A 20,170-nucleotide genomic window follows, 5' to 3' on the forward strand; every position below is an offset into this window, starting at 1 on the left:
CTCATTTCCACGGATCCATTTCCCATGAACCGTGAAGAGATACAAGCCCCTAAAGATCAGCTGGCTCCTGGGCTGGCCACCCGGTACGTCCCGCTGGCCGCGTCCACCGAGGACGATCACGCAGAGGTGCTCCAGGGCATGAAGGCGGAAGACCCGAAGGCATCTCGGGCCGCGACGCAGCAGTACATCGTGCATTCTGGCGAACTGCTGGTCGTCCAAATTCGACGCGCGCGTCGCGGCCACCGAAACGACGTCGAGCAAAGGGATACCGCGGAGACGGGGAGGGCAGGCGTCGGCCTGAGTTCCAGGTTGCCGAGCACAGGTCGTGCAGCGGATCCTGCCTTTTAGGCATCGTGCGGCCATGCACACTGTAGTATCAGCGGCTGGTGGAACAAGTGGTTCCGGGGCAACTTTCCACCTGGTGGCATGTGGTGCTCGTCCATGACACAGTCAGCGCTAACGCAGCGCTTCCTCTCACGGCAGGACTGAAGTCAACGTCCGCAACTCCGCGGACGAGTGGAACTTCCCTGCAGGATGCCAAGAGCGGCGGACTTTCGGTTTGGCCGAAAGTCAGCCGCCCATAAGGCAATTGCTTAACGAGGATGTTGCCCGGTTCCGTCAGAATGGAAGCGGGACAAGTCCGAATACGATAGTCGCGATCAGCATAATGAAGCTCACGAAGCAACCCCAGGGCAAGTAGAACCGTATATGATCGCCGATCTTGACTCCGGTCATGGCAATGAGCACCCAGAATGATCCGGAGAATATGTGCAGGGGTGCGCCGACAGTGGAGTTGCCGATCAGGGAGGCCATTGCGACGGACTCAGGAGAGAGGCCCAAGTGCTGCGCGGTCTCCGCCAGAATTGGAAGCACAGCCAAGTAGTAAGAATTCACATCGATAAGCAAGGTCAACGGAGTTGCCAGGAGGCCAACGATTATCGGAAGCCATGGACCCCACGAATCGGGTACTGACGATGCAAGGGTGGTTGCCATCTCCTGCATCATTCCCGAACCCCTTAGAATACCGAGAAATATTCCAGCACTGAACAGAATTGCCGCGACCAGTAGCGGTTCTCTCGCGCGCATCTGGATAACTTCCAACTGCAGTTTGGCGCTTGGGTAATTCATCATCAGAACGATGATGGTTCCGAGCATGAAGACCATTGGGGCTGGAATTATATCGGCAATCAATACCCCAATCACTACCACGATCAGCGCGCAATTCAACCACACCAATCGGGGTCGTGTGAAATCTTCATCGCCTTCAGTCTGCATCTGCGCTGAAGGTCGAGGAGGAACGATCGGATCGATCGTGACCGTAGTGGCGGTGCCTCCACCTGACTGCGATGAGCCAGTGCCTGCAGCCCGAAGAATGTTCTTATTTCGCGTGGCGCCGAAGATCTTCTTGCTGCCAGATGTAAACATGGCAGATTCACTGGCGCCTGACACACGTCTCGTCTCATGTTTACCTAAGACGTAGCCAACCACCCATACCGCAGCCAGGCCAGCGGCCTGTACGGGCAGCATCGGAATCCACAGGTTATTTACTTCCACGTTCAACGACGCTGCGGCCCGGGCCAGCGGCCCTCCCCACGGCACCATGTTCTGAACGCCGAAGGACAGACCTACAAGTGTTGCGAGCACCAGGGGGTTCATACCTAGCCCTCGATATAGGGGAAGCATCGCTGAGATAACAATCAGATAGGTTGCAGTGCCGTCACCGTCGAAAGCAATTAACTGCGATAGCAAGACAGTCGCAAGAGCCACTTTCAGGGGGCTTCTGCCGGCAATCTTCAGTATTCGTTCCACAAATGGGTCGAAAGCGCCAGCCTGCAACATAATGGTAAAGAATAGGATCCCGAACACCTGCAAAGCCGCTGTGTTAGCAATGTTCTGCACTCCCTCGGTTGCGTACTTTCCTACATCCGCCATGCTGAAACCGGCAATGAGTGCGATCATCAGGGGGATGACTGTAAAAGCTGAGAAGGGAGTGGCTTTATTAGATATCAGAAGAGCGACAATGATGACAAGCATGAGTACGCCGAAGAGTGCTAACATGTCGTGCCCCTTTCTTCATGGACCGAACGGGCGAATTGGGTTTCTAGGCCCTGTCTACAATTGGCCGGCATTAATTTCGAATAGGTGAACAGGCCTCCCGTACTTCCGTTTTCGACTGATGAGCAGTGGGCGCGATTGAGGATCTGATGCCGGTTCCTCCATGCGTCGGGACGTACGTTTCAGGACCATCAGCCGGGCTGATGGAAACCATTTATCATTTTCCGGACTAAATCCCATGCGTGATCTGCCTAAGCGCTTCGCCGCGGCAGCGGTGGGAAGCGTCACCGCCGCTTCAGCGGTGAGCTTTACGGGGACGGAGCCACGCTGGACAGCGCTCGGGAGGCAGAGGCGGCCGTTGGCAGCAAGGGCGGCAGTCCGTCGGTTTGGACAACGAACCCTACATACGCCGCAACGTCGTGGAAAGGGCGTTTAACGTCTTCAAGCAACGTCACCGCCGTCGAGGCATCACCATCGGAGTGAAGGGAATTAACAGACAGGCCCTAGGCGCCTTTGGTGCCCTTCGGAGTATAGGGAGCGTTGAGCAGCTTGTTGTCTGCCCCAAGCTTCGGACCCAGTGAACGCACTCCACCAGGAGTCCTTGAAAGGCGCGGCACGGGAGCCGGCACGGAGAACTTTCCGTACTCCTCGCTCTCAACGGGAACAAGGTTCTTCCGAGCAGCGATATGCGGGTCTTTGATGATGTCGCTGGGTTTGCTCACCTTTTCCGCGATCACTCCAACAGATTTCAGGCTCGCCACTGCTTCATCGGAATTTTGCGTTCCCAGCCAGGCGCCCAGCGCCTCCTTGATCACGGACACCGGGATATCACCGTCGCCCTCAACCTCAAGGTGCCCCCCGTCTTGCAGGAAGGCCACTACGTTGCCTACATGCTTTCCAGTGGCCGCGGATACAACCACGAACTTGCCGTCGACGGTAGGCAGTATCTCTGTAATGAAGCCACCGGCAAACGGGAACGATGCGCCGTTTCGGGTGGAATCTATTCCAAGAACCTCAAGGAAGGGCACCTGCCAATCGATCATCCTGAACAGACCCTCATACAAAGGCAGGTCAATCATCTGTCCGAGTCCGGATGTGTTGCGCTCATAGAGGGCAAGCATCACCCCATACGCACCGAATACACCGGTAACCAGATCTCCGTGGGAGTAGCCTGGGTGGACCGGCGGGCCGTCCGTGTAGCCGGTGAGGTTCGTAGCACCACTGAAGGCTTCGCTGATCTTGCCGAACCCGGGACGCTCGCTGTACGGGCCGGTCTGGCCGAATCCGGAGATTCGGAGCATTACCGCTCTGGGGTTGATACTGTGGACATCATTCCAGCCGAGTCCCCACTGTTCCATCACTCCCGGGCGATAGTTTTCAATCACCACATCCGCGCTTTCGACCAGCTCGCGAGCAAAGGCCGCCCCTTCGGGGCTTCCCAAGTCGACTTCTACACTCTTCTTATTGCGTGCGCTCACCTCGAACCAGAGCCCACGCGCATTTTGGGGGCCCATCTTCCGGAGACTGTCACCCTGGTTTGGACGCTCAATCTTTATGACCTCAGCACCGTGATCGCCCAACAGGCTTGCTGCAAAGGGGCCTGCAATCACGTGCCCGAATTCAAGTACCCGGATTCCATCTAATGCCATAGACATTTGCTTCTCTTCTCTTAATCTCTTAGCTGAAAGGGCTGACTGTAAGTCGGTACTCCGACGCACGTTCGAGTGTTGCTCGAGCTGAAACGCCGTGTGCGATATCGATCATTTGACCGTCGAGTGCAACTGAGCCGCGGCCCTCTGCATGTGCCTGTCCGAGAGCTTCGAGGACACGTTCTGCCCTTTCTATCTCTTCATTGCTGGGGCCGAAGGTCGTGTTTGCAGCCAGCACATGCGATGGATGTATCAAGGTTGCACCGGTGTACCCGATGTTTCTTGCTTGCTGCAGCTTCTCTTGCATCTCGTCTTCACCATGCCCTACTGACGCCGAGACCATGGCATATGTGGCGCAACCGGCCGCTCGGGCTTCCAGCTGAACGTATGAAAGCAGGTACAGAGTCTCGAGACCAGATCTCGTTGGCGTGAAGCCGACCGATCGTGCGACGTCTCCGTCAGGAATCGTGCCTGTCATGAGACTCTTGACACGCTCACCGCAGCTGGCGAGTTCGAAGGCGTTGCGGATACCTGCAGCACTCTCCAGCATGACGTGCACATCAAGCGGCTGGGCTCGGTTCGCGTCTTGTTCGAACAGTCTTACTGTGTTGATCAGTATCTTCAGATCGTCGACGCTCTCCGCCTTCGGCACCACCACACCAGTGCAGCGTGAAGCAACGATAGCTTTGATGTCTTCGAGAAGATGGCTGGAATGCATCTCGTTCATTCGGGCAAGGAGCCGCACTTCTCCGTGATCACCCGCTTTGATTGTTTTCAGTGCCTCTCTCGCGGCCGGCTTATCTGCTTCAGCAACAGCATCTTCCAAGTCGAGGATGAGGGCGTCTGCTCCAGCGCGGACGCCGCTGGTGATCCACGTAAGCTTTGTAGCCGGCATAAACAGCACTGACCTGAAAAGCTGACGCCTGTGGTTGCTACCAGCATCGGTTGAGATCATCATTGGACTCCCTTGCAAATCGAGATTGAAACTTCCATCGAGTTGGGTGAATTGCGACTGCCACTCGGTTGACCCGACGCACAGGATGTCCTGAGACCAGCAGGTACCGTGATGTGAGCGGACTGGACATGACTATTTGTTGATGGGTGCATCATCTACTTGCGTCTCATGGCAGCAGGGCGGAGACGAATGTCATTAGCCAGTTAGAACAATTCGCGTCACGTATGCCCGGGTGCCACTTGCAAAATCGCTGGCTCACCCGATACCAAGTGAAAGGATCGAGAGACTCCAAGGTCGACCTCGAGACGCGATGACGAAGGTTCTTGCCCCTCGTCAATGTGACAAACTCAATGATGTCATATACAAAGCACGATATTCAGAGTACCCTTTCGAATACCGCCGCGATACCCTGTCCGCCGCCGATGCAGATCGTTTCCAAAGCGTAGCGGCCTTGCCGCCGCTCCAGTTCCCGCAACATGGTGGCGAGAATCCGGACGCCAGTAGCGCCCACGGGGTGACCCAGCGAGATTCCTGATCCATTGACATTAAATCGCTGGAAGTCAGATTCCACGAAGTCCCACGCTTTGGTGACGGCCAGTGCTTGAGCTGCAAATGCCTCGTTCAGCTCGATGAGATCCATGTCCTTCAGGCGTAGACCAGCCCTGGCAAGCGCAGTCCCGGTCGCCGGCACCGGTCCGATTCCCATCCGCGAAGGTTCGACCCCTGCCACCGCCCAGGTGACCAGCCGCGCAAGGGGACGAAGCCCAAGCTCCGCTGCGCGTTCCGGTGTGGTCACGACGCAGGCGGCGGCCCCGTCGTTCTGTCCGCTTGAATTACCGGCTGTGACCGTCGATTCAGCATCGATCGCACGCCGCACCGGCTTGAGTGCCGCCAGCGCCTCAAGAGAGACTTCCGGCCTCGGATGCTCATCGCGTTCGACGACGGTATCGCCCTTGCGGCCCGACACCCTCACAGGGACGATTTCATCCGCAAAACGGCCCTCTTCGTGTGCCTCGACAGCTCGCATATGTGAGGTGTAGGCCAGGAAGTCCTGCTCCTCACGGCTTACTGCATACTCTCTGCGCAGATTTTCTGCGGTCTCCAGCATCCCGCCCGGTACCGGATAGAAACGCCCGCCGGCAGTCACGCGGCCGCGGGCGATACGGTCCATGAACGGCGTCGAGTCACCTTTCAGCCCGAACCGCGAGCCGAGTGCGTAGTGCTCAGCCTGGCTCATACTCTCGGCCCCGCCTGCAATGACCAGATCCGCCGCGCCGGTTTGGACGCGCATGGCGGCGTCGATGACGGCTTGGAGACCAGAACCGCAGCGTCGGTCCAACTGCTGCCCCGGCACCGTTACCGGGAGGCCGGCATCGAGGGCAGCAACGCGTCCGATCGCCGGCGCCTCGCCGTTGGGGTAGCACTGGCCAAAGATGACGTCGTCGACGTGCCCACCTTCAATACCGGTCCGGCTGAGGAGTTCCTTCAGGACAGTCGCTGCCAGATCCACGGCGGGTACGTCTTTGAATACCCCGCCATAGCGCCCGACCGGAGTCCGTAACGGCTCACAAATCACTGCATCGCGCATGAGGTCCTCACTTTCATTGTTTGCTTTTTCAAAACTAGAATGCCGTGGGAAATCCCTGCGGCTAGATTCCGCGGCCGCCGGTCACTTCGAGTACGGCGCCATTGATGTAGGACGCCATCGGTGACGAGAGGAACACGACTGCGTCAGCCACTTCGGCCGGTAGCCCTGCCCGGCCAAGGGGCACTTCCGCTTCCTTGGCTTCGTAGATCTCCGGCTTCATCGAGAGCGTCATCTGGGTGCGGACCAGACCCGGTTGAACGGCGTTCACTCTCACTCCGGAGGGACCGAATTCCTTGGCACCGGCCTTCGTCAGCCCGATCAGACCAGCCTTTGCCGCACTGTAGTTGGTCTGGCCGGGGTTACCGATCTTGCCCGAGAGCGACGACATGTTCACGATCGCCCCAGAGCCTTGCTGCCGGAACAGTGGGGCCACTGCCCGCATTCCCAGCCAGGCGCCCTTCAGGCTGACATCAAGCACCAGATCGTAATCAAACTCGCTGAGCTTACTGATGTAACCATCACGCGTCACACCGGCGTTGTTTATGAGGATGTCGATCCTGCCGAAACGGTCAAGGGCCGCCTGGACCATCGCGGCCTGGTCATCCCCGACCGTGACATCGCAACCGTGCGCAGCGATATCACCGCCGGCCCGGACTAGAGGCGCGATCGCATCGGCCGCCTTTTCGCCGTCAATGTCGGCCACCAAAACGCTGGCGCCGTGCGCAAGAAACCTCTCCGCGATGGCAAGACCAATCCCTTGGCCACCACCGGTGATGATGGCTCTCTTGCCCTTCAGTAGCTGCCCGGCGACCTCGATGATCGCGCTCATGAGTAGGTCCTAGACAGTCCGGGTAACGTGCCGGAGACGTAGTCCAGCACCATCGCCCGGGAGATCGGCGCGATCTGCAACTGCGAGTCCCGCCAGAAGCGCTGTTGCCGCACCTGTCCGAATGAGTTCTTCTCTTCGGAGATGGTCATCGTGGATCTCCTGGTTCTTCATTGGTGGGGATGTCGTGAAGCGGGGTGGCAGGGTCAAGTGAGGAAAGATCACCCGGCGGCGTGCCCAAATACCGGGCTCTAATCGCCCGCCGCATGATCTTGCCGTTCTTGGTCTTCGGCACCGTGTTTACGAAGTGGAGGCGCGGCGCGAATGCCCGGCCGACGTTATGTTCGGCAACAGCCTTGACGTCCTCACGGTCTACTTCGCCCTCGCGGACGACGGCGAATACCACCACGTGCTGTCCGCGCTGGGTGTCCGGGGCGCCGATGGCAGCGGCGTCAAGAATCCGAGGATCTTTCAACAGCGCCCCTTCGATCTCGGCCGGGCCGACCCTGCGGCCGGAGACTTTGATCGTGTCATCCGAGCGTCCGAAGAGTTTCCAACCGACACCGGGTTCGACGCCAGCCAGGTCGCCATGGACCCAGACACCCTCCCAGCGACTCCAGTAAGTCTCGAGATAACGGTCCCGATCCCCCCAGAACGCGTGGGTCATGCCGGGCCAGGTATTCAGGATTGACAGTTCGCCGGCTTCGCCGAGGACAACTGCGCCGTTCTGATCAAGGACAGCAACATCCATGCCAAGCAGTGGGCCGTTGAACCCCCCAGCCTGCGTCGGGAGGAAGGGGTAGGTGACCAGAATGCCGCCGCCGGTCTCCGTGCCGCCGGTGTAGTTGATGATGGGACGCTTACCATCTCCCACTGTTTTAAAGAGCCACTGCCACGTGGGTTCGTCCCACGGTTCGCCTGTAGACGCGAAGCTGCGTACCGCGCTCAGGTCAGCAGTTACCGCGCTATTGCGTGCCATCACTGCCCTGGCAGCGGTCGGGGCAATGCCCTGGAAAGTCACGCGATTTCGTTCGGCGATCTCCCAGAGCCTTCCCGGAGCCGGATAGTCCGGTACTCCTTCTGTCATGACGATTGTCGCGCCGAGCTGAAGCCCCCCCATGATCATGAGCGGACCGAGCATCCACCCCATGTCCGTGATCCACGCGATGACATCGTCTTCATGGATATCGAAACCGTAAGCGAAATCTGTTGCAGCCTTGACCAGAAATCCCGCATGGGAATGAACGATGCCCTTTGGTGCCCCAGTCGTGCCCGAGGTGTAAATGATGGTAAGCGGATCGTTTGACTCCGTGTCCGCGATCTCGACCGGCACGGGATCGCGCTCGAGTTCATCCCAGTAAGCATCCCTGCCTGCAGTCATCGCTGCGCCGTCTCCGAGGTGGCGGACGACGATAACGTTTCTGACACCGGGCGCCGATTCTAGGGCCTCGTCCGCGGTGTCCTTCATGGGAATCCGCTTGCCGCGGCGAGTGGTACCGTCGGCCGTGATGAGGACCGCAGCCTCAGAATCGCGCAGTCGAGTCGCGAGCGCCTCCGGGCCGTATCCGGAGAACGCCGGCACCGAGATAGCGCCTAGCATCGCGCAGGCTAGGAAGGCTACCGCTGCTTCAGGGACGACCGGCATGAAGAGCACGACCCGGTCTCCGCGGCCCACGCCGAACTCAGCCAGATTTCCCGCAAGGCGGCGCACTTCCATATCGAGTTCGGCGTAGGTCAGCGAGCGGTGCTGACCACTGTCGCCCTCATAAATGACAGCCTTTTTACCTGCAAGCGCGCTCATCGCATGTCGGTGAGCGCAAAGTGAAGCCGCGTTCACGTGGCCGCCTGTGAACCAGCGCGGAAATGGTTTACCCTCACTGTCATCGCGAACACGCTCGAACGGGGTACTGAAGTCAATGTGAAGGTCCTGGACGACGCGTCGCCAGAACCACTCGGGATCATCGATGGAACGCTCGTGAAGTGCTTCGAGACGGTCGTATCCCCAGTCCGTCATCGCGGCCAACAAGCGGCTACGATCACGGACCTCATTCCCAGGCACCCACACCGCATCCCCCGCAACGCCAAATTCCGCTGAACCTCGCATAACGACCCCGTCAGCCCCTTGCCGAGGAAGCAGCCGCAGGTACGAATTCGGCGATGCGCTCACTCCAGTGGCAATGGTGTGGGAGTGCATTCTCTGCAGTTCTGAGGTGGGCGAAACGAGCAACCTTTTCGCGACCCTGCTGCTCGAGGCGGAGCGGGGCCGAATCATTAAGGTCTAATGGAAGGCCGTCAACAATCGCGGCGATAGCCCTCTTGACCCAGGTGCCGTGGCGACCCGGGACGGACAGCAGCGAGTGAAGTGATCTCATCATATTCTCCTCATGGGCGCAATCTTCTTTGATCGTACACAATATATATTATGGRGAAGCCGCGACCGACGCAAGCCGGGCCCGAGGGCCGGCATCTCGATGAGCACCGTCCAAGGAGTGGTCTTGAGGCTTGGGGGGCTCCCCAGGGAATGCCTTTCCACGTCGGTCTCCTGCTGGGCAGCATGCATCCCGCACCTCCAGTGTCCAGTGAGAGGAATCAAAAAATGGAGACATCCTCTCCTGGGGTCGATACATCATGTACCATATATATTATTGTCCGCTTCGCGAGTTCTCACTGACGCGGTCTTCGCGGTGTCGTCTCAACTCACGGGAGAGTTATGGACCTCGGAATTCTGGTGACTATCTGCGGGCGTCAAGCAGCCCACTCGCCAGTGTGCTGCCCTAACGAGCTTCCCCTCCCGCGTCCAGGCAGTTTTCAAAGCATCTCCGACGTGACTGCAGGATGGGGCATCATTGTTAACTCCATCGCCCACGGCCGCTGTCATGGGGCTCGGACGTCTTCGCTCGTCTAACAGCCCACGTCCCGATCGCCAATTGCCTTTAGGAGGCCACCCCATGCCAAAGCAGCCGCAGCAACCACTTGCCGGACTGCGCGTGATCGAGTGTGCGAGTTTCGTTGCCGGCCCCTCCGGCTGTATGACGCTCGCCCAACTGGGGGCCAACGTCATACGTGTGGACCCAATCGGYGGCGCCCCGGACTTCAAGCGATGGCCTGTCTCGCAGCGTTCCGAGAACAGCCTCTTTTGGACCGGCCTCAATAAGGGAAAGTTGTCCGTGACCCTTGACCTGCGAAGACCAGAAGGGCGCGAACTGCTGCTGGCCCTTGCGGCGGCTCCCGGTCCGGAGGGCGGCGTGCTCGTTGACAACCAGGTTGGCCGGTCCTGGCTCGCCTACGCGAGGCTCGCCGAGCGCCGGGCAGACATCATTCAGGTGCGTATTGGAGGCAACGCCGATGGGCGTCCCGCCGTCGACTACACCGTCAATCCGGAAGTGGGCGTTCCGGGCATCACCGGACCGGACGGCGTATCGGGGCCCGTCAATCATATTCTCCCCGCCTGGGACCTCCTGACCGGCATGACTGCCACCACCGCACTGCTGGCCTCGCTCAGGCACCGCGACCGAACAGGTGAAGGCGCGTACCTTGAGGTGGCGCTCGGTGATGTCGCACTCGCCGGCTTGGCAAACATGGGCTGGTACGCCGAGGCCGACGAGCTTGCCGCTGACCGCCCCAAAGTGGGCAACTACCTCTACGGCAGCTACGGCGTTGACTTCCAAACCTCGGATGGACACCGCGTAATGGTTGTTGCGCTCACATCCCGGCAGTGGGATGCCTTGCGAAAAATTACCGGAACCGAGAAGGTCTTCGCGGCGTTGGAGGAGGCCCTCGGCGTAGACCTCGCCGAGGAGGGCGACCGCTATCGGCAACGTGAGACCATAACGGCTATCCTCCGCCCGTGGTTCGAAGCCCGCTCCATCGACCAGGTCAGGCACGCGCTCACAGACGGACATGCACTCTGGAGCCGCTACCGCAGCATGACTGAGGTGGTTGAGGAGTTCCGCCGCACCGGGGCACCGTCTGTACTGGCCGACGTCGAACAGCCAGGAATAGGGAGCGTGGTCTCGGCGCGCTCGGCAATTCGTCTCGACGCCGAATATGGCGCGACCTCCGTCGCGCCTTCCCTGGGCCAGCACACTGACGAAGTGCTCGAACAGCTCTTGGGCCTAAGCCCGGCCGAGCTCGGAAAACTACACGATGACAACGTGATCGGAGCAGCAACATGACAACACGACGTTCGGTTCTATGTGTGCCGGCCAGCGAACCGGCCAAAGTGGCCAAAGCATTGGCGTTCGACGTCGACGAGGTCGTCGTCGATCTCGAAGACGCTGTAGCGCCCGCCCGCAAAGACGAGGCACGCACGGCCCTCGGTGCAATCGCGCGTCGCCAGCGCGGCACCATCGCCGTCCGGGTCAACGCCCCCGATTCCCCTTGGCTGCTGGACGATCTGGCCGCAGTCGTCGCGAATGACGCGATCACTTCTATCGTTCTGCCCAAGGTTGACAGCACGGACCATATCGCCGCGGTAGAGCGGGAGCTGGCTCGGCTTGAGAAGGAGCACGGCCGCGGCGGCGCCGTCGAGATTCAGGCCCTCATCGAGTCTGCAGCTGGCATCGGGAACGTCCGTAGCATCGCGTCAGCGTCACTTCGGGTAGTCTCGCTCATCATCGGCTACGCCGATCTGGGGGCATCGCTGGGCCGCCGTACTGAGGCCTCATGGCAGTTTGCGCAGGACGCCGTCATTCTGGCCGCGCGCATCGCCGGCATCCAGGCCGTTGACGGCCCGCTGCTGACCGTCCACGCCGACGAAGCGCTGGAGGCGGCAGCCGCAACTGCCGAATCACTCGGATTCGATGGCAAATGGGTGATCCATCCCCGTCAGGCCGAGATGGTCCAAGACGCCTTCACACCTGCACCGAAGGATGTCGAAGAAGCACAGGGACTTCTTGCCGCCATGGGCCAGGCCAGGAGCGAAGGCCGTGGTGCTGTGGAGTGGCGCGGCCGAATGCTCGACGAAGCTGTCGCTGTGCAGGCCCGCCGGGTGCTTTCCAGGACGGTGGCCTCATGAGCGGCCACGAAGGGCCCTACTTTGATGAGCTGAGCGTGGGCGACGTCTTTGACACCGCCCCGGCCCTGACGCTGAGCGCTGGGCGGGCCGCGGTCCACCAGTCCATCCTCGGCAACCGGCTCCGGTTGTCGCTCGATGCCGGTCTGGCAAAACGTGTGGCCGGCACGGAACTCGCGGACCCGAACTTCGTGTGGGACGTGGCAATAGGACAGTCAACCCTGGTGACCCGCCGTGTGGTCGCGAACCTGTTCTACCGCGGCCTCGCGTTCCACCGGCTTCCCTCCATCGGAGACACCCTTAGCACCAGGACCGAAGTAGTCGGCTTGCGGCAAAATGCCAGCCGACCGAGCGGCCTGGCAGCGCTGCGAATCACCACGCGCGACCAGGAAGACCGCCTCGTACTGGACTTCTGGCGCTGCGCGATGCTGCCCCTCAGCTCACGGGACGTGCAAACGGGGCACGCGGATGACCTGGGCTCCATTGGGACCGCCCCGGGCAGTGCTTCCCTGAGCGCCGCCGTGGCCGCATGGGATCTGTCCGGCTTTCCGGCGTCGAATGGTATCGCCAAGGGCGACACGTGGGTCCTTGAGGCAGGCGATCTCGTCTCCGGCGCCACCGAGTTGGCCCGGCTCTCGCTCAACCTGGCCCACGTTCATCACGATCGCTTCAGCCAGGCGTCCGGGCGCCTGGTCTACGGCGGCCACACCATCGGCCTCGCACTGGCGCAGCTGACGCGAACCCTGCCCAACCTCATCACCATCGCGGGCTGGCACAGCTGCGACCATACCGGCCCGGTCCGCGAAGGCGACACGCTGGTGTCGGCCATCGAAGTCCTGGACGTAGAAGAAGGACAGGCCGGCGGAATCATGGCCGTCACCTTGCGCGTGCTCGTGTCAGCCAAGCGTGACAATCACGCGTCCGAGCCGGTACTCGACTGGACGCTGACCGCGCTCAGCAAATAATTGCGCGGGCGCTAAAGTAAAGCACTGAGGGGGTAGGCCATATATGGCCTACCCCCTCAGTGCTTTGCGCACCGTTCGACAAGCTAGTTGCTCGCCGCCATGGGCCGCAGGCTGTACTCGACCACACGGCTCAACGCGCTCATTGCGCGGTCAGCCTCGGCGTAAGCCGGCACGCCGGCGTTGAGTAATCCCTGAAGTGGACGGCCGGAACCGCCGGTCCACACCACGACGAACGGCTTGGCGGTACTCCGGTAGCCAGCCACCAGACGCTTGACGATCTCATCGGCCCCCTTGTCCGCATTACCCAGAACGAGCATCAGCGCATCGGTCTCGGCATTCTCCGCTGTCACGCGCAGGGCTCGGTCCAGAAGGTCAAGATCGTTGATCATGGCGCCGGTCATATCGATCGGATTGGCTACGGACGCGAAGGATGGCAGCTGCGCCGCCAGTTCCTCGCGGTCACCGGATTCGGTCCACGGGTCCACGGTCAGGCCCAGTTCGACAGCGCGGTCCGCCGCCAGAGCGCCCACGCCGCCACTCAGCGTGACAATCGTAAGTCGCCGGCCAGCAGCGCGGCGTCCGTCAGAGAATGCCAGTGCCGCATCAGACCACGCCTGCATGCTTTCAACGCGCACGGCACCGTGCTGGGCAAGCGTTGCGTTGAATGCCGCATCGTCGCCGGCAATGCTTCCAGTGTGCTTCGCAACGGCGCGGGCACCAGCCGCTGTCCTGCCGGACTTCAGCAGCAACAGTGGCTTGTTGTTGGCGCTGGCCGACTTGGCCAGTTCACTTAGCGCGTCGAGGTCCTTAGCGCCCTCGATGTGGCCCATCAGGATCTCCACATCCGGGTTCTCCACCAGGCCGGCCAGCATCTCCACTGACGTGAGATCGGACTCGTTGCCGGTGTTTGCATAAAAGCGAGCCCCGAGTCCCAGCGAGTTCATGGTGCTGTATGTGAAGGTGCCCACGGCTCCGGATTGCGAAACCAACGCGATGGGGGAATCCGGCGGCTCACTGTCGTCGTCGAACGCGGTGGAGAAAGTTGCGAAAGCCTTGTCCGGCGCCGAGAAGGTGCCCAAACAGTTCGGACCCAGGACCCGCATCCCGCTGGCCCGGGCGATGCGGGTGATCTCGTCCTGGAGGGGCGTACCGGCCTCGCCGGTCTCAGCGAAACCCGACGCAAAAATGGTGGCTGCACCCACCCCGGCATCGGCGCAGCGCTGCACTGCGTCCAGAACAGCGGCGGCAGGTACCACGATGACAGCGAGGTCTACCGGCCCGGGTACAGAAGCGATGTCTTTGTAGGCATCGACTCCCTGAACCTGGTCACGGTGGGGGTTGACGGCAAAGACCTTTCCCGGAAAACCGAACTTGAGCAGGTACGCCAAGGGCCGCCCGGAAAGCTTGTCCGGGTCAGAGGAAGCACCGTAGACGACGACGCTGCGCGGTCGGAAGTAGAGGTCTGCGGCACTGGTCATGGGGCGACAACCCCGTTGAACTTCGGAGCACGACGTTCACGGTGGGAAGCAACGCCCTCGACAACATCCTGGCCGCCGAAGCCGAGGAACTCGAGTCCGAGTCCGGCGTCAAAAATCGGGGCGTTCTGCCGGTACCACTGGTTGAGAGTGTATTTAGTCCACTGGAGTGCTTCCTGGGCTCCATCGCTCAGCTCGCTGGCGATTTCCCGCGCAGTGTCCAGCAACTCTTCCTTATCCACAGTTACCGAGACCAGACCGGCGCGCTCAGCGGCCTCCCCGGAGATCTCCCGGCAGGTCAGCAGAAGGTACTTGGCCTTCGCCATGCCGCACAGCAGGGGCCACACCATGGCGGCGTGGTCACCGGCAGCAACTCCGAGCCTGGTGTGGCCATCGATGATGCGGGCGTCCTTGGCGGCGATTGAGATGTCCGCCATGAGGGCTACCACCAGACCGGCACCGACGGCGGGGCCGTGGATGGCAGAAATAATCGGCTTGTTGCAATTGATGATGTTGTAGAACAGGTCACGCGACTCCCGCATGATCCGGACCCGCGTGCCGTAATCCTCGATCTGCTTGTCGATGAGGTCAAAACTTCCGCCTGCCGAGAATGCACGTCCGGCGCCACGTACCAGGACCACGCGCACGTCAGGGTCCTGATCGATGACCGGCCAGATGCGCGGGATCTCTTGGTGGGTTGCCTCGTCAACGGCGTTCAGGCCGGGACCGTCGAACACGACCTCGAGAACCCCGGGCTGGTGGTTCTCAAAGGTCAGCCGCTTGAACTCCGCCTGGTACTTCTCTAGCATGGTTGTCCCTTTCACATCGATCACGGTCGTCCCTTTCACATCAATCATGGTTGTCCCTTTCAATAAGTGCGCACCGGGGTGGTGGCATCGTGTTGCCCGTCCAAGCCCGAGAGCACATTCAGGACGTCGACGGGGGTTTGTTGACTTGCGGTGTGCAAGGGGAACTTAGGCGCCACTGTCGGCGTAGACCGCCGTCCATCCATCACGGAATGGGCTGCCAGGACTCCGCTTATGACCTGGCGCAGCGCGGTAATCCTGCGCAGCCAATTGCTGGTGTCCACTCCGAGCCGGGAAGTGATTTCAATTCCTGGCAAAACCTCCGGTTCGACGGTGCGAACGGCTAAGTACTTGCCGTCCACACAGCAGTAGCTGTCATAGTACGGGGCACCCGGGGCCAGGATATTCGTGCCTGACTCGTCACTGAAGAGCCCTGCCGCGCGCAGACCCTGGGTCTTGGACGTCAGCACGGCCACACCATCCGCATGGCAGAGTCTGGGCGTATCCCGGACTGACGAGCTTTCAGAACCGCACATAGTATCCCCGAGCGGCTGGGGTTGGCCGCCTGCGTTGTCGCGCAGCATATCGCCCGGGGCCAGCGTCTCGCCGTGCGGGCGATCCGAACGACTTCCGCTCCCCCGCCGCCCAGAGCTTGGCTGCAAGGGGGTTCGGACGCTCTCCCGAGAATTGGCGCGCAGAGCAGCCTCACTCTCTTACGTCCTCCTTCGAATGGCCCATTCATAATGTTTAACATATAGTATATAAATAACGAAGGACAGAGGATTCGCTATTCCGCCCCAAAACCGGCATCCGGCAAGCGGGATGCGTATCCCTGACAACAACGGGGGTAGGCGCGCCGAGGATTGCTACTAGGCGGCCGGTCCCGGCCCACCCACAGCATTGACATATAGAAGGGAGCGTGAGCCAGTATGGGACGTCTCGTGACCACTGCCGGGCTGACCGATATGCAGGAGGAGATCCTGAAGACGGTCCGGCAGTTCGTAGACCGGGAGATCATCCCGGTCGCCACCGCTCTCGAGCACAAGGATGAGTACCCGACCCAGATCGTGGAAGGGCTGAAGGATCTCGGCATCTTTGGTCTCATGATCCCGGAAGAGTATGGCGGACTCGGCGAATCTCTGTTGACCTATGCGCTTGTCGTCGAGGAGATCGCTCGTGGTTGGATGAGCGTATCGGGCGTCATCAACACCCACTTCATCGTCGCCTACCTGCTCATGCAGCACGGCACCGAGGAGCAGAAGCAGAAGTACCTGCCAGGTATGGCCACAGGTGACGTTCGCGGTGCATTCTCGATGTCGGAGCCGGACCTAGGCTCCGACGTTGCCGCCGTCTCGACCAAGGCCAAGAAGCTGGCCGACGGCTCTTACGAGATCACAGGCCAGAAGATGTGGCTGACCAACGGCGGCACGTCCACCCTCGTCGCGGTGTTGACAAAGACCGACGAAGGTGCCGAAAGTGTCTACCGCAATCTCACGACCTTCCTCGTGGAGAAAGAGCCCGGGTTCGGGCAGACTGCCCAAGGTGTCACGATACCGGGAAAAATCGACAAGATGGGCTACAAGGGCATCGAGACCACCGAGATGTTCCTCGATCAGCACCGGATCTCCGCCGGACAGATACTGGGCGGCGTCCCCGGCAAGGGTTTTTACCAGATGATGGACGGTGTCGAGGTCGGCCGCGTCAACGTCGGCGCCCGCGCCGTTGGAATCGCCAATCGGGCGTTCGAACTCGCCATTTCCTATGCGCAGCAACGCGAGACCTTCGGCAAGAAGATCGCCGACCACCAGGCCATCCTGTTCCGCCTGGCCGAGATGGCCACCAAAGTCGAAGCCGCGAACGCCATGGTGGTGCGCGCCGCCCGCAAAAAGGATTCCGGGGAGCGCAACGACGTCGAGGCTGGTATGGCCAAAATGCTGGCCAGTGAGTACTGCAAGGAAGTCGTGGAGGCATCCTTCATAATCCACGGCGGCTATGGCTACTCCAAAGAATTCGAAATCGAACGGCTCTACCGCGAGGCCGCGTTCATGCTCATCGGCGAAGGCACCTCAGACATTCAAAAGATGATCATCGGCCGCAGCCTCCTCAAGGACTACAAAATAACCGCGTGAACATGCGGAGATACCCCGGTCCGCGAGCCATTGCTGCATCATTTCCAGAACCTCACCCTAATGTTTTGATAAGAGTGCCGTCGCCGTCTCCACTGGCCGCATGTCCGCACCACCGTCCAGGTCAGGATGCCGTTTTGCCTTCAAGCCAAGAAGTGCATCCGGACCCGGATGAGGTCGGGCCGCGCCCAGTCTTGCGGTCCTTGAGAGGAACTAATGAGCTTGCCGTCAATTACCCTCACCGGTCACGCCCAAAAAGAAGCGTGGCAGAACAAGGTGCTACCACCCGTAGAGCAGCTCAGCGGGGAGGTGTGGTCCGTCCCCGTTCCGTTCCCCGGCAATCCCATGCGCTACACCCTGAGCTACCTGCTCCTGGGGGACGGGGACGCAGTCCTGATTGATCCGGGGTGGGACAGCGATGTCGGCCTGGACCATCTTGCCGCCGGTCTCCGCCAAGCCGGTATCGCGCCAACGGACCTGACGGGCATTGTGGTCACTCATTTTCACTCGGACCATCTGGGCTTGGCTGCCCGCCTGCGCGCGGCGTCGGGGGCGTGGGTGGCTCTGGGGGACCGGGAAGTGCGCCGGCTCTCCGCATCCAAGGACCTTCACCTTGCCCTACGCACTCACCGTGCGGAGTTGACGTTGTGGGGTGTGCCGACGGACAGGCTGACCGAAGTGGCCATGGACCACCTCAGTCTCGTTCATCTGCAGAACCTCGCGGATCCGGACCTGCGGCTCTCCGAAGGGGGCCTGGTACCCGCCAAAGGGCTCGATCTGCGCGTGGTTAGCACTCCCGGCCATTCACCGGGTCATATCTGTCTGGTGGATGAGCCGCACGGCTTGATCTTCAGCGGTGACCATGTCTTGCCGCGCATCTCTCCTCACATAGCACTGGAGCTACCAGGACCGTCAAACCCGCTCGCGGACTACTACAATTCCCTGGACCTGATCGCGTTCGAGGACGACATGGAAGTCTGCCCTGCGCACGAGTACCGATTCAGGGGAATGCAGCGCCGAGTAGCACAGCTGGTCCATCACAACCGCGAACGCTCCGCGGAGGTCCTGCGGGTGCTGGAGGAGCACCGGCCCGAAACAGTCTGGGACATTGCCCGCCACCTGACGTGGTCCCGTGGCTGGGGGTCCCTGCAGACCTTTTCACTGCGTCTGGCGGTCTCCGAAACAGCCAGCCACGTGGTGTATCTTCGCTCACAGGGCCATGAAATCGATGTGCCCGTGACAGATCCACGCCCGGCGCTTAGGTGACGGCAATCTGCTGGACAGACCCCGGATCCGGGGCAACCAGCCGCCGCAGGACCCTGCGCCAGCCCGGCTGGTCCAGGAACTGAGTCATCGTGTCGCTGGGCGTGCTTACCCGGTCCCGCGACTGAACAGCATGACGTGGCGGACTTCGGCGACCTCGTCACACCTAAGACTAAACCCCATCAATTGAAATGAGTGTTGTAGTGATCGAGAACCCGAACCACCTGCCTGTTGCCGTCATCATTGGCGCCACTTCCAAGTGGCAGGCCGATGGCAGGAACACAGTTTTCGCACACGGAGGCCAACTGAGTGATGACGACATCCCTCCGCAAATGCGGTGGGGTCTCGGAGGCGCGCTGGCCCAGAAATTCGCCAGCGAGGGGCATTTTGTTGTTCTCACGACGCGGAAGCGCGCCAACGTACTCGCCCTGTCGGATTCCATTACAGATATGGGAGGCGCTTGTATGACGCTCGAGTTGGACGTCAGTTCGGAAGATTCAATTTCGTCCGCTTTCGCAGCGATTCGCGAATCTGCGGGCGATCCTGAAGTGTTGATTTACAACGCTGGTTACATGGCTGGGCGCGAGCTTCCTGAAGATCAGGAGCTGCTGGAGTACTTTCCCGTCGAATTGTTCGATGTCGCTCTCGCAACGGCCTGTCGCGGTCCTTTCCTGGTCGCCAAGGAGGTCCTCCCCTCAATGCGCAAGAACAACAGGGGGTCTCTGTTCTTTTCCAACAATCAATACTCACTCCGCGGGCGCAAGCGAGCTACTGGCGAATCGCTGTACTACCCGAGAACAATGATGAGAGCACTCGCGCAAGCTCTGACCGAAGAATACTCAGAACTTGGAGTTCATGTTGCCAATGTGGTGGTCGACGGCTTCATTGACTCGCCCGGGACARGGTCCCTTGAACAGTTCAAAGATCAACATGAGTCGCTGATCAATCCTGCCAGCATTGCCGAGGCCTTCTACTACCTCCATCAACAGGACCGATCAGCCTGGACACATGAACTCCAACTGACCTCCGCCGCAACCAAGCCGAGTTTCTAGGACGCCGAGCTCCACCAAGCCGTGGCCGATGTGGGAGGACTCAACTGCGTGACCGCTTGGACCTGTTGGATGAGGCGGTAGGGATGCGGGAGTAGGTGTAGGAAAAGATGAAGCCCGCAGCAACAACGCTCAGAACCCCGGATGGCAGATAGCGTGAGTTGGTACTCGTGTTCCGGGTTGTTGGTATTGCTGTTCCGGTGAGTTGGTACTGCCGTTCTCTGTGGGTGCTGCGCTGTGGGTGAGGTGGTGCACTGGGCGCCGCCTCTTCCTATGTGAGGAGGCAGCATGGCCGATTTCAAGGCCATTATGACCTTGGCTGTTGCTGGTCGTAGCTATGACGAGATCGTTGCCGGTGGTGGGGTGTTCACGCCGTGACGTGGCCGCGGCGAAGAAGAC

Annotated in this window: 17 protein-coding genes; 7 read left to right on the forward strand and 10 right to left on the reverse strand. The window is 60.6% G+C overall.

The window, feature by feature from the left end; translation table 11 throughout:
• The first annotated feature begins 24 nt into the window (after positions 1–24).
• Complete coding sequence (locus AC1D14_RS19040; protein WP_476969001.1) at positions 25–348, forward strand: hypothetical protein; 324 nt, start codon at positions 25–27, stop codon at positions 346–348.
• A 270-nt stretch (positions 349–618) separates the two neighbouring features.
• Here the strand turns inward: AC1D14_RS19040 and AC1D14_RS19045 are convergent, their stop codons facing one another.
• From AC1D14_RS19045 to AC1D14_RS19075, 7 genes are all read right to left on the reverse strand, one after another.
• Positions 619–2,058: a CitMHS family transporter gene (locus AC1D14_RS19045; RefSeq protein ID WP_476969002.1), complete on the reverse strand. Its 1,440-nt coding sequence runs from the start codon at positions 2,056–2,058 to the stop codon at positions 619–621.
• 500 nt (positions 2,059–2,558) lie between these two features.
• Positions 2,559–3,704 carry a CaiB/BaiF CoA transferase family protein gene (locus AC1D14_RS19050; protein ID WP_476969003.1) on the reverse strand — a complete coding sequence of 382 codons (1,146 nt, stop codon included), beginning with the start codon at positions 3,702–3,704 and terminating at the stop codon, positions 2,559–2,561.
• Between the two features lie 28 nt (positions 3,705–3,732).
• Positions 3,733–4,662: an HpcH/HpaI aldolase/citrate lyase family protein gene (locus tag AC1D14_RS19055; RefSeq protein ID WP_476969004.1), complete on the reverse strand. Its 930-nt coding sequence runs from the start codon at positions 4,660–4,662 to the stop codon at positions 3,733–3,735.
• Between the two features lie 373 nt (positions 4,663–5,035).
• On the reverse strand, positions 5,036–6,247 hold the full coding sequence (locus AC1D14_RS19060; protein WP_476969005.1) for an acetyl-CoA C-acetyltransferase: 1,212 nt from the start codon (positions 6,245–6,247) through the stop codon (positions 5,036–5,038).
• Positions 6,248–6,308: 61 nt separating this feature from the next.
• Complete coding sequence (fabG, locus tag AC1D14_RS19065) at positions 6,309–7,076, reverse strand: 3-oxoacyl-ACP reductase FabG (RefSeq protein ID WP_476969006.1); 768 nt, start codon at positions 7,074–7,076, stop codon at positions 6,309–6,311.
• Positions 7,073–7,225, reverse strand: coding sequence for a hypothetical protein (locus AC1D14_RS19070; protein ID WP_476969007.1), 153 nt, complete (start codon positions 7,223–7,225; stop codon positions 7,073–7,075). Before AC1D14_RS19070 ends, fabG begins: the two co-directional genes overlap by 4 nt.
• Positions 7,222–9,087, reverse strand: a complete 1,866-nt coding sequence (locus AC1D14_RS19075; RefSeq protein WP_476969008.1) for an AMP-binding protein — start codon at positions 9,085–9,087, stop codon at positions 7,222–7,224. The genes AC1D14_RS19070 and AC1D14_RS19075 overlap by 4 nt, the downstream gene beginning before the upstream one ends.
• 934 nt (positions 9,088–10,021) lie before the next feature.
• On the opposite strand from AC1D14_RS19075, the gene AC1D14_RS19080 reads away from it, so the two are divergent.
• Genes AC1D14_RS19080 through AC1D14_RS19090 form a run of 3 tightly spaced genes read left to right on the forward strand, consistent with a single transcriptional unit; the run spans position 10,022 to position 13,052 of the window.
• Positions 10,022–11,248: a CoA transferase gene (locus tag AC1D14_RS19080; protein ID WP_476969009.1), complete on the forward strand. Its 1,227-nt coding sequence runs from the start codon at positions 10,022–10,024 to the stop codon at positions 11,246–11,248.
• Complete coding sequence (locus AC1D14_RS19085) at positions 11,245–12,090, forward strand: HpcH/HpaI aldolase/citrate lyase family protein (protein ID WP_476969010.1); 846 nt, start codon at positions 11,245–11,247, stop codon at positions 12,088–12,090. Before AC1D14_RS19080 ends, AC1D14_RS19085 begins: the two co-directional genes overlap by 4 nt.
• Positions 12,087–13,052, forward strand: coding sequence for a MaoC family dehydratase (locus AC1D14_RS19090; protein ID WP_476969011.1), 966 nt, complete (start codon positions 12,087–12,089; stop codon positions 13,050–13,052). The genes AC1D14_RS19085 and AC1D14_RS19090 overlap by 4 nt, the downstream gene beginning before the upstream one ends.
• Before the next feature lie 83 nt (positions 13,053–13,135).
• Here the strand turns inward: AC1D14_RS19090 and AC1D14_RS19095 are convergent, their stop codons facing one another.
• Genes AC1D14_RS19095 through AC1D14_RS19105 form a run of 3 tightly spaced genes read right to left on the reverse strand, consistent with a single transcriptional unit; the run spans position 13,136 to position 15,803 of the window.
• The gene (locus AC1D14_RS19095; protein WP_476969012.1) at positions 13,136–14,530 is read right to left on the reverse strand and encodes an acetate--CoA ligase family protein; all 1,395 of its coding nucleotides are present in this window, start codon (positions 14,528–14,530) and stop codon (positions 13,136–13,138) included.
• Positions 14,527–15,384, reverse strand: a complete 858-nt coding sequence (locus AC1D14_RS19100; RefSeq protein ID WP_476969013.1) for an enoyl-CoA hydratase/isomerase family protein — start codon at positions 15,382–15,384, stop codon at positions 14,527–14,529. The genes AC1D14_RS19095 and AC1D14_RS19100 overlap by 4 nt, the downstream gene beginning before the upstream one ends.
• An 11-nt stretch (positions 15,385–15,395) precedes the next feature.
• On the reverse strand, positions 15,396–15,803 hold the full coding sequence (locus tag AC1D14_RS19105; RefSeq protein ID WP_476969014.1) for a hypothetical protein: 408 nt from the start codon (positions 15,801–15,803) through the stop codon (positions 15,396–15,398).
• 459 nt (positions 15,804–16,262) lie between these two features.
• Between AC1D14_RS19105 and AC1D14_RS19110 the strand changes: the two genes are divergently transcribed.
• The 3 genes from AC1D14_RS19110 to AC1D14_RS19120 all read left to right on the forward strand — a co-directional run bounded on the left by AC1D14_RS19110 (position 16,263) and on the right by AC1D14_RS19120 (position 19,774).
• Positions 16,263–17,462 carry an acyl-CoA dehydrogenase family protein gene (locus AC1D14_RS19110; protein WP_476969015.1) on the forward strand — a complete coding sequence of 400 codons (1,200 nt, stop codon included), beginning with the start codon at positions 16,263–16,265 and terminating at the stop codon, positions 17,460–17,462.
• 213 nt (positions 17,463–17,675) lie between these two features.
• Entirely contained in the window at positions 17,676–18,725 is a 1,050-nt protein-coding gene (locus AC1D14_RS19115; RefSeq protein ID WP_476969016.1) for an MBL fold metallo-hydrolase, read from the forward strand.
• Between the two features lie 200 nt (positions 18,726–18,925).
• Entirely contained in the window at positions 18,926–19,774 is an 849-nt protein-coding gene (locus AC1D14_RS19120; RefSeq protein ID WP_476969017.1) for an SDR family oxidoreductase, read from the forward strand.
• Positions 19,775–20,170 lie beyond the last annotated feature (396 nt).

The organism is Arthrobacter sp. P1_B11 (genome assembly GCF_056406715.1).

Coding starts and splice junctions, on each gene's coding strand:
- AC1D14_RS19060 (WP_476969005.1), bottom strand. CDS start 6,247: ATGCGCGATGCAGTGATTTGTGAGCCGTTACGGACTCCGGTCGGGCGC.
- AC1D14_RS19085 (WP_476969010.1), top strand. CDS start 11,245: ATGACAACACGACGTTCGGTTCTATGTGTGCCGGCCAGCGAACCGGCC.
- AC1D14_RS19055 (WP_476969004.1), bottom strand. CDS start 4,662: ATGATGATCTCAACCGATGCTGGTAGCAACCACAGGCGTCAGCTTTTC.
- AC1D14_RS19115 (WP_476969016.1), top strand. CDS start 17,676: ATGAGCTTGCCGTCAATTACCCTCACCGGTCACGCCCAAAAAGAAGCG.
- AC1D14_RS19045 (WP_476969002.1), bottom strand. CDS start 2,058: ATGTTAGCACTCTTCGGCGTACTCATGCTTGTCATCATTGTCGCTCTT.
- AC1D14_RS19095 (WP_476969012.1), bottom strand. CDS start 14,530: ATGACCAGTGCCGCAGACCTCTACTTCCGACCGCGCAGCGTCGTCGTC.
- AC1D14_RS19090 (WP_476969011.1), top strand. CDS start 12,087: ATGAGCGGCCACGAAGGGCCCTACTTTGATGAGCTGAGCGTGGGCGAC.
- AC1D14_RS19075 (WP_476969008.1), bottom strand. CDS start 9,087: ATGACGGACTGGGGATACGACCGTCTCGAAGCACTTCACGAGCGTTCC.
- AC1D14_RS19110 (WP_476969015.1), top strand. CDS start 16,263: ATGGGACGTCTCGTGACCACTGCCGGGCTGACCGATATGCAGGAGGAG.
- AC1D14_RS19050 (WP_476969003.1), bottom strand. CDS start 3,704: ATGGCATTAGATGGAATCCGGGTACTTGAATTCGGGCACGTGATTGCA.
- AC1D14_RS19040 (WP_476969001.1), top strand. CDS start 25: ATGAACCGTGAAGAGATACAAGCCCCTAAAGATCAGCTGGCTCCTGGG.
- AC1D14_RS19070 (WP_476969007.1), bottom strand. CDS start 7,225: ATGACCATCTCCGAAGAGAAGAACTCATTCGGACAGGTGCGGCAACAG.
- AC1D14_RS19100 (WP_476969013.1), bottom strand. CDS start 15,384: ATGATTGATGTGAAAGGGACGACCGTGATCGATGTGAAAGGGACAACC.
- fabG (WP_476969006.1), bottom strand. CDS start 7,076: ATGAGCGCGATCATCGAGGTCGCCGGGCAGCTACTGAAGGGCAAGAGA.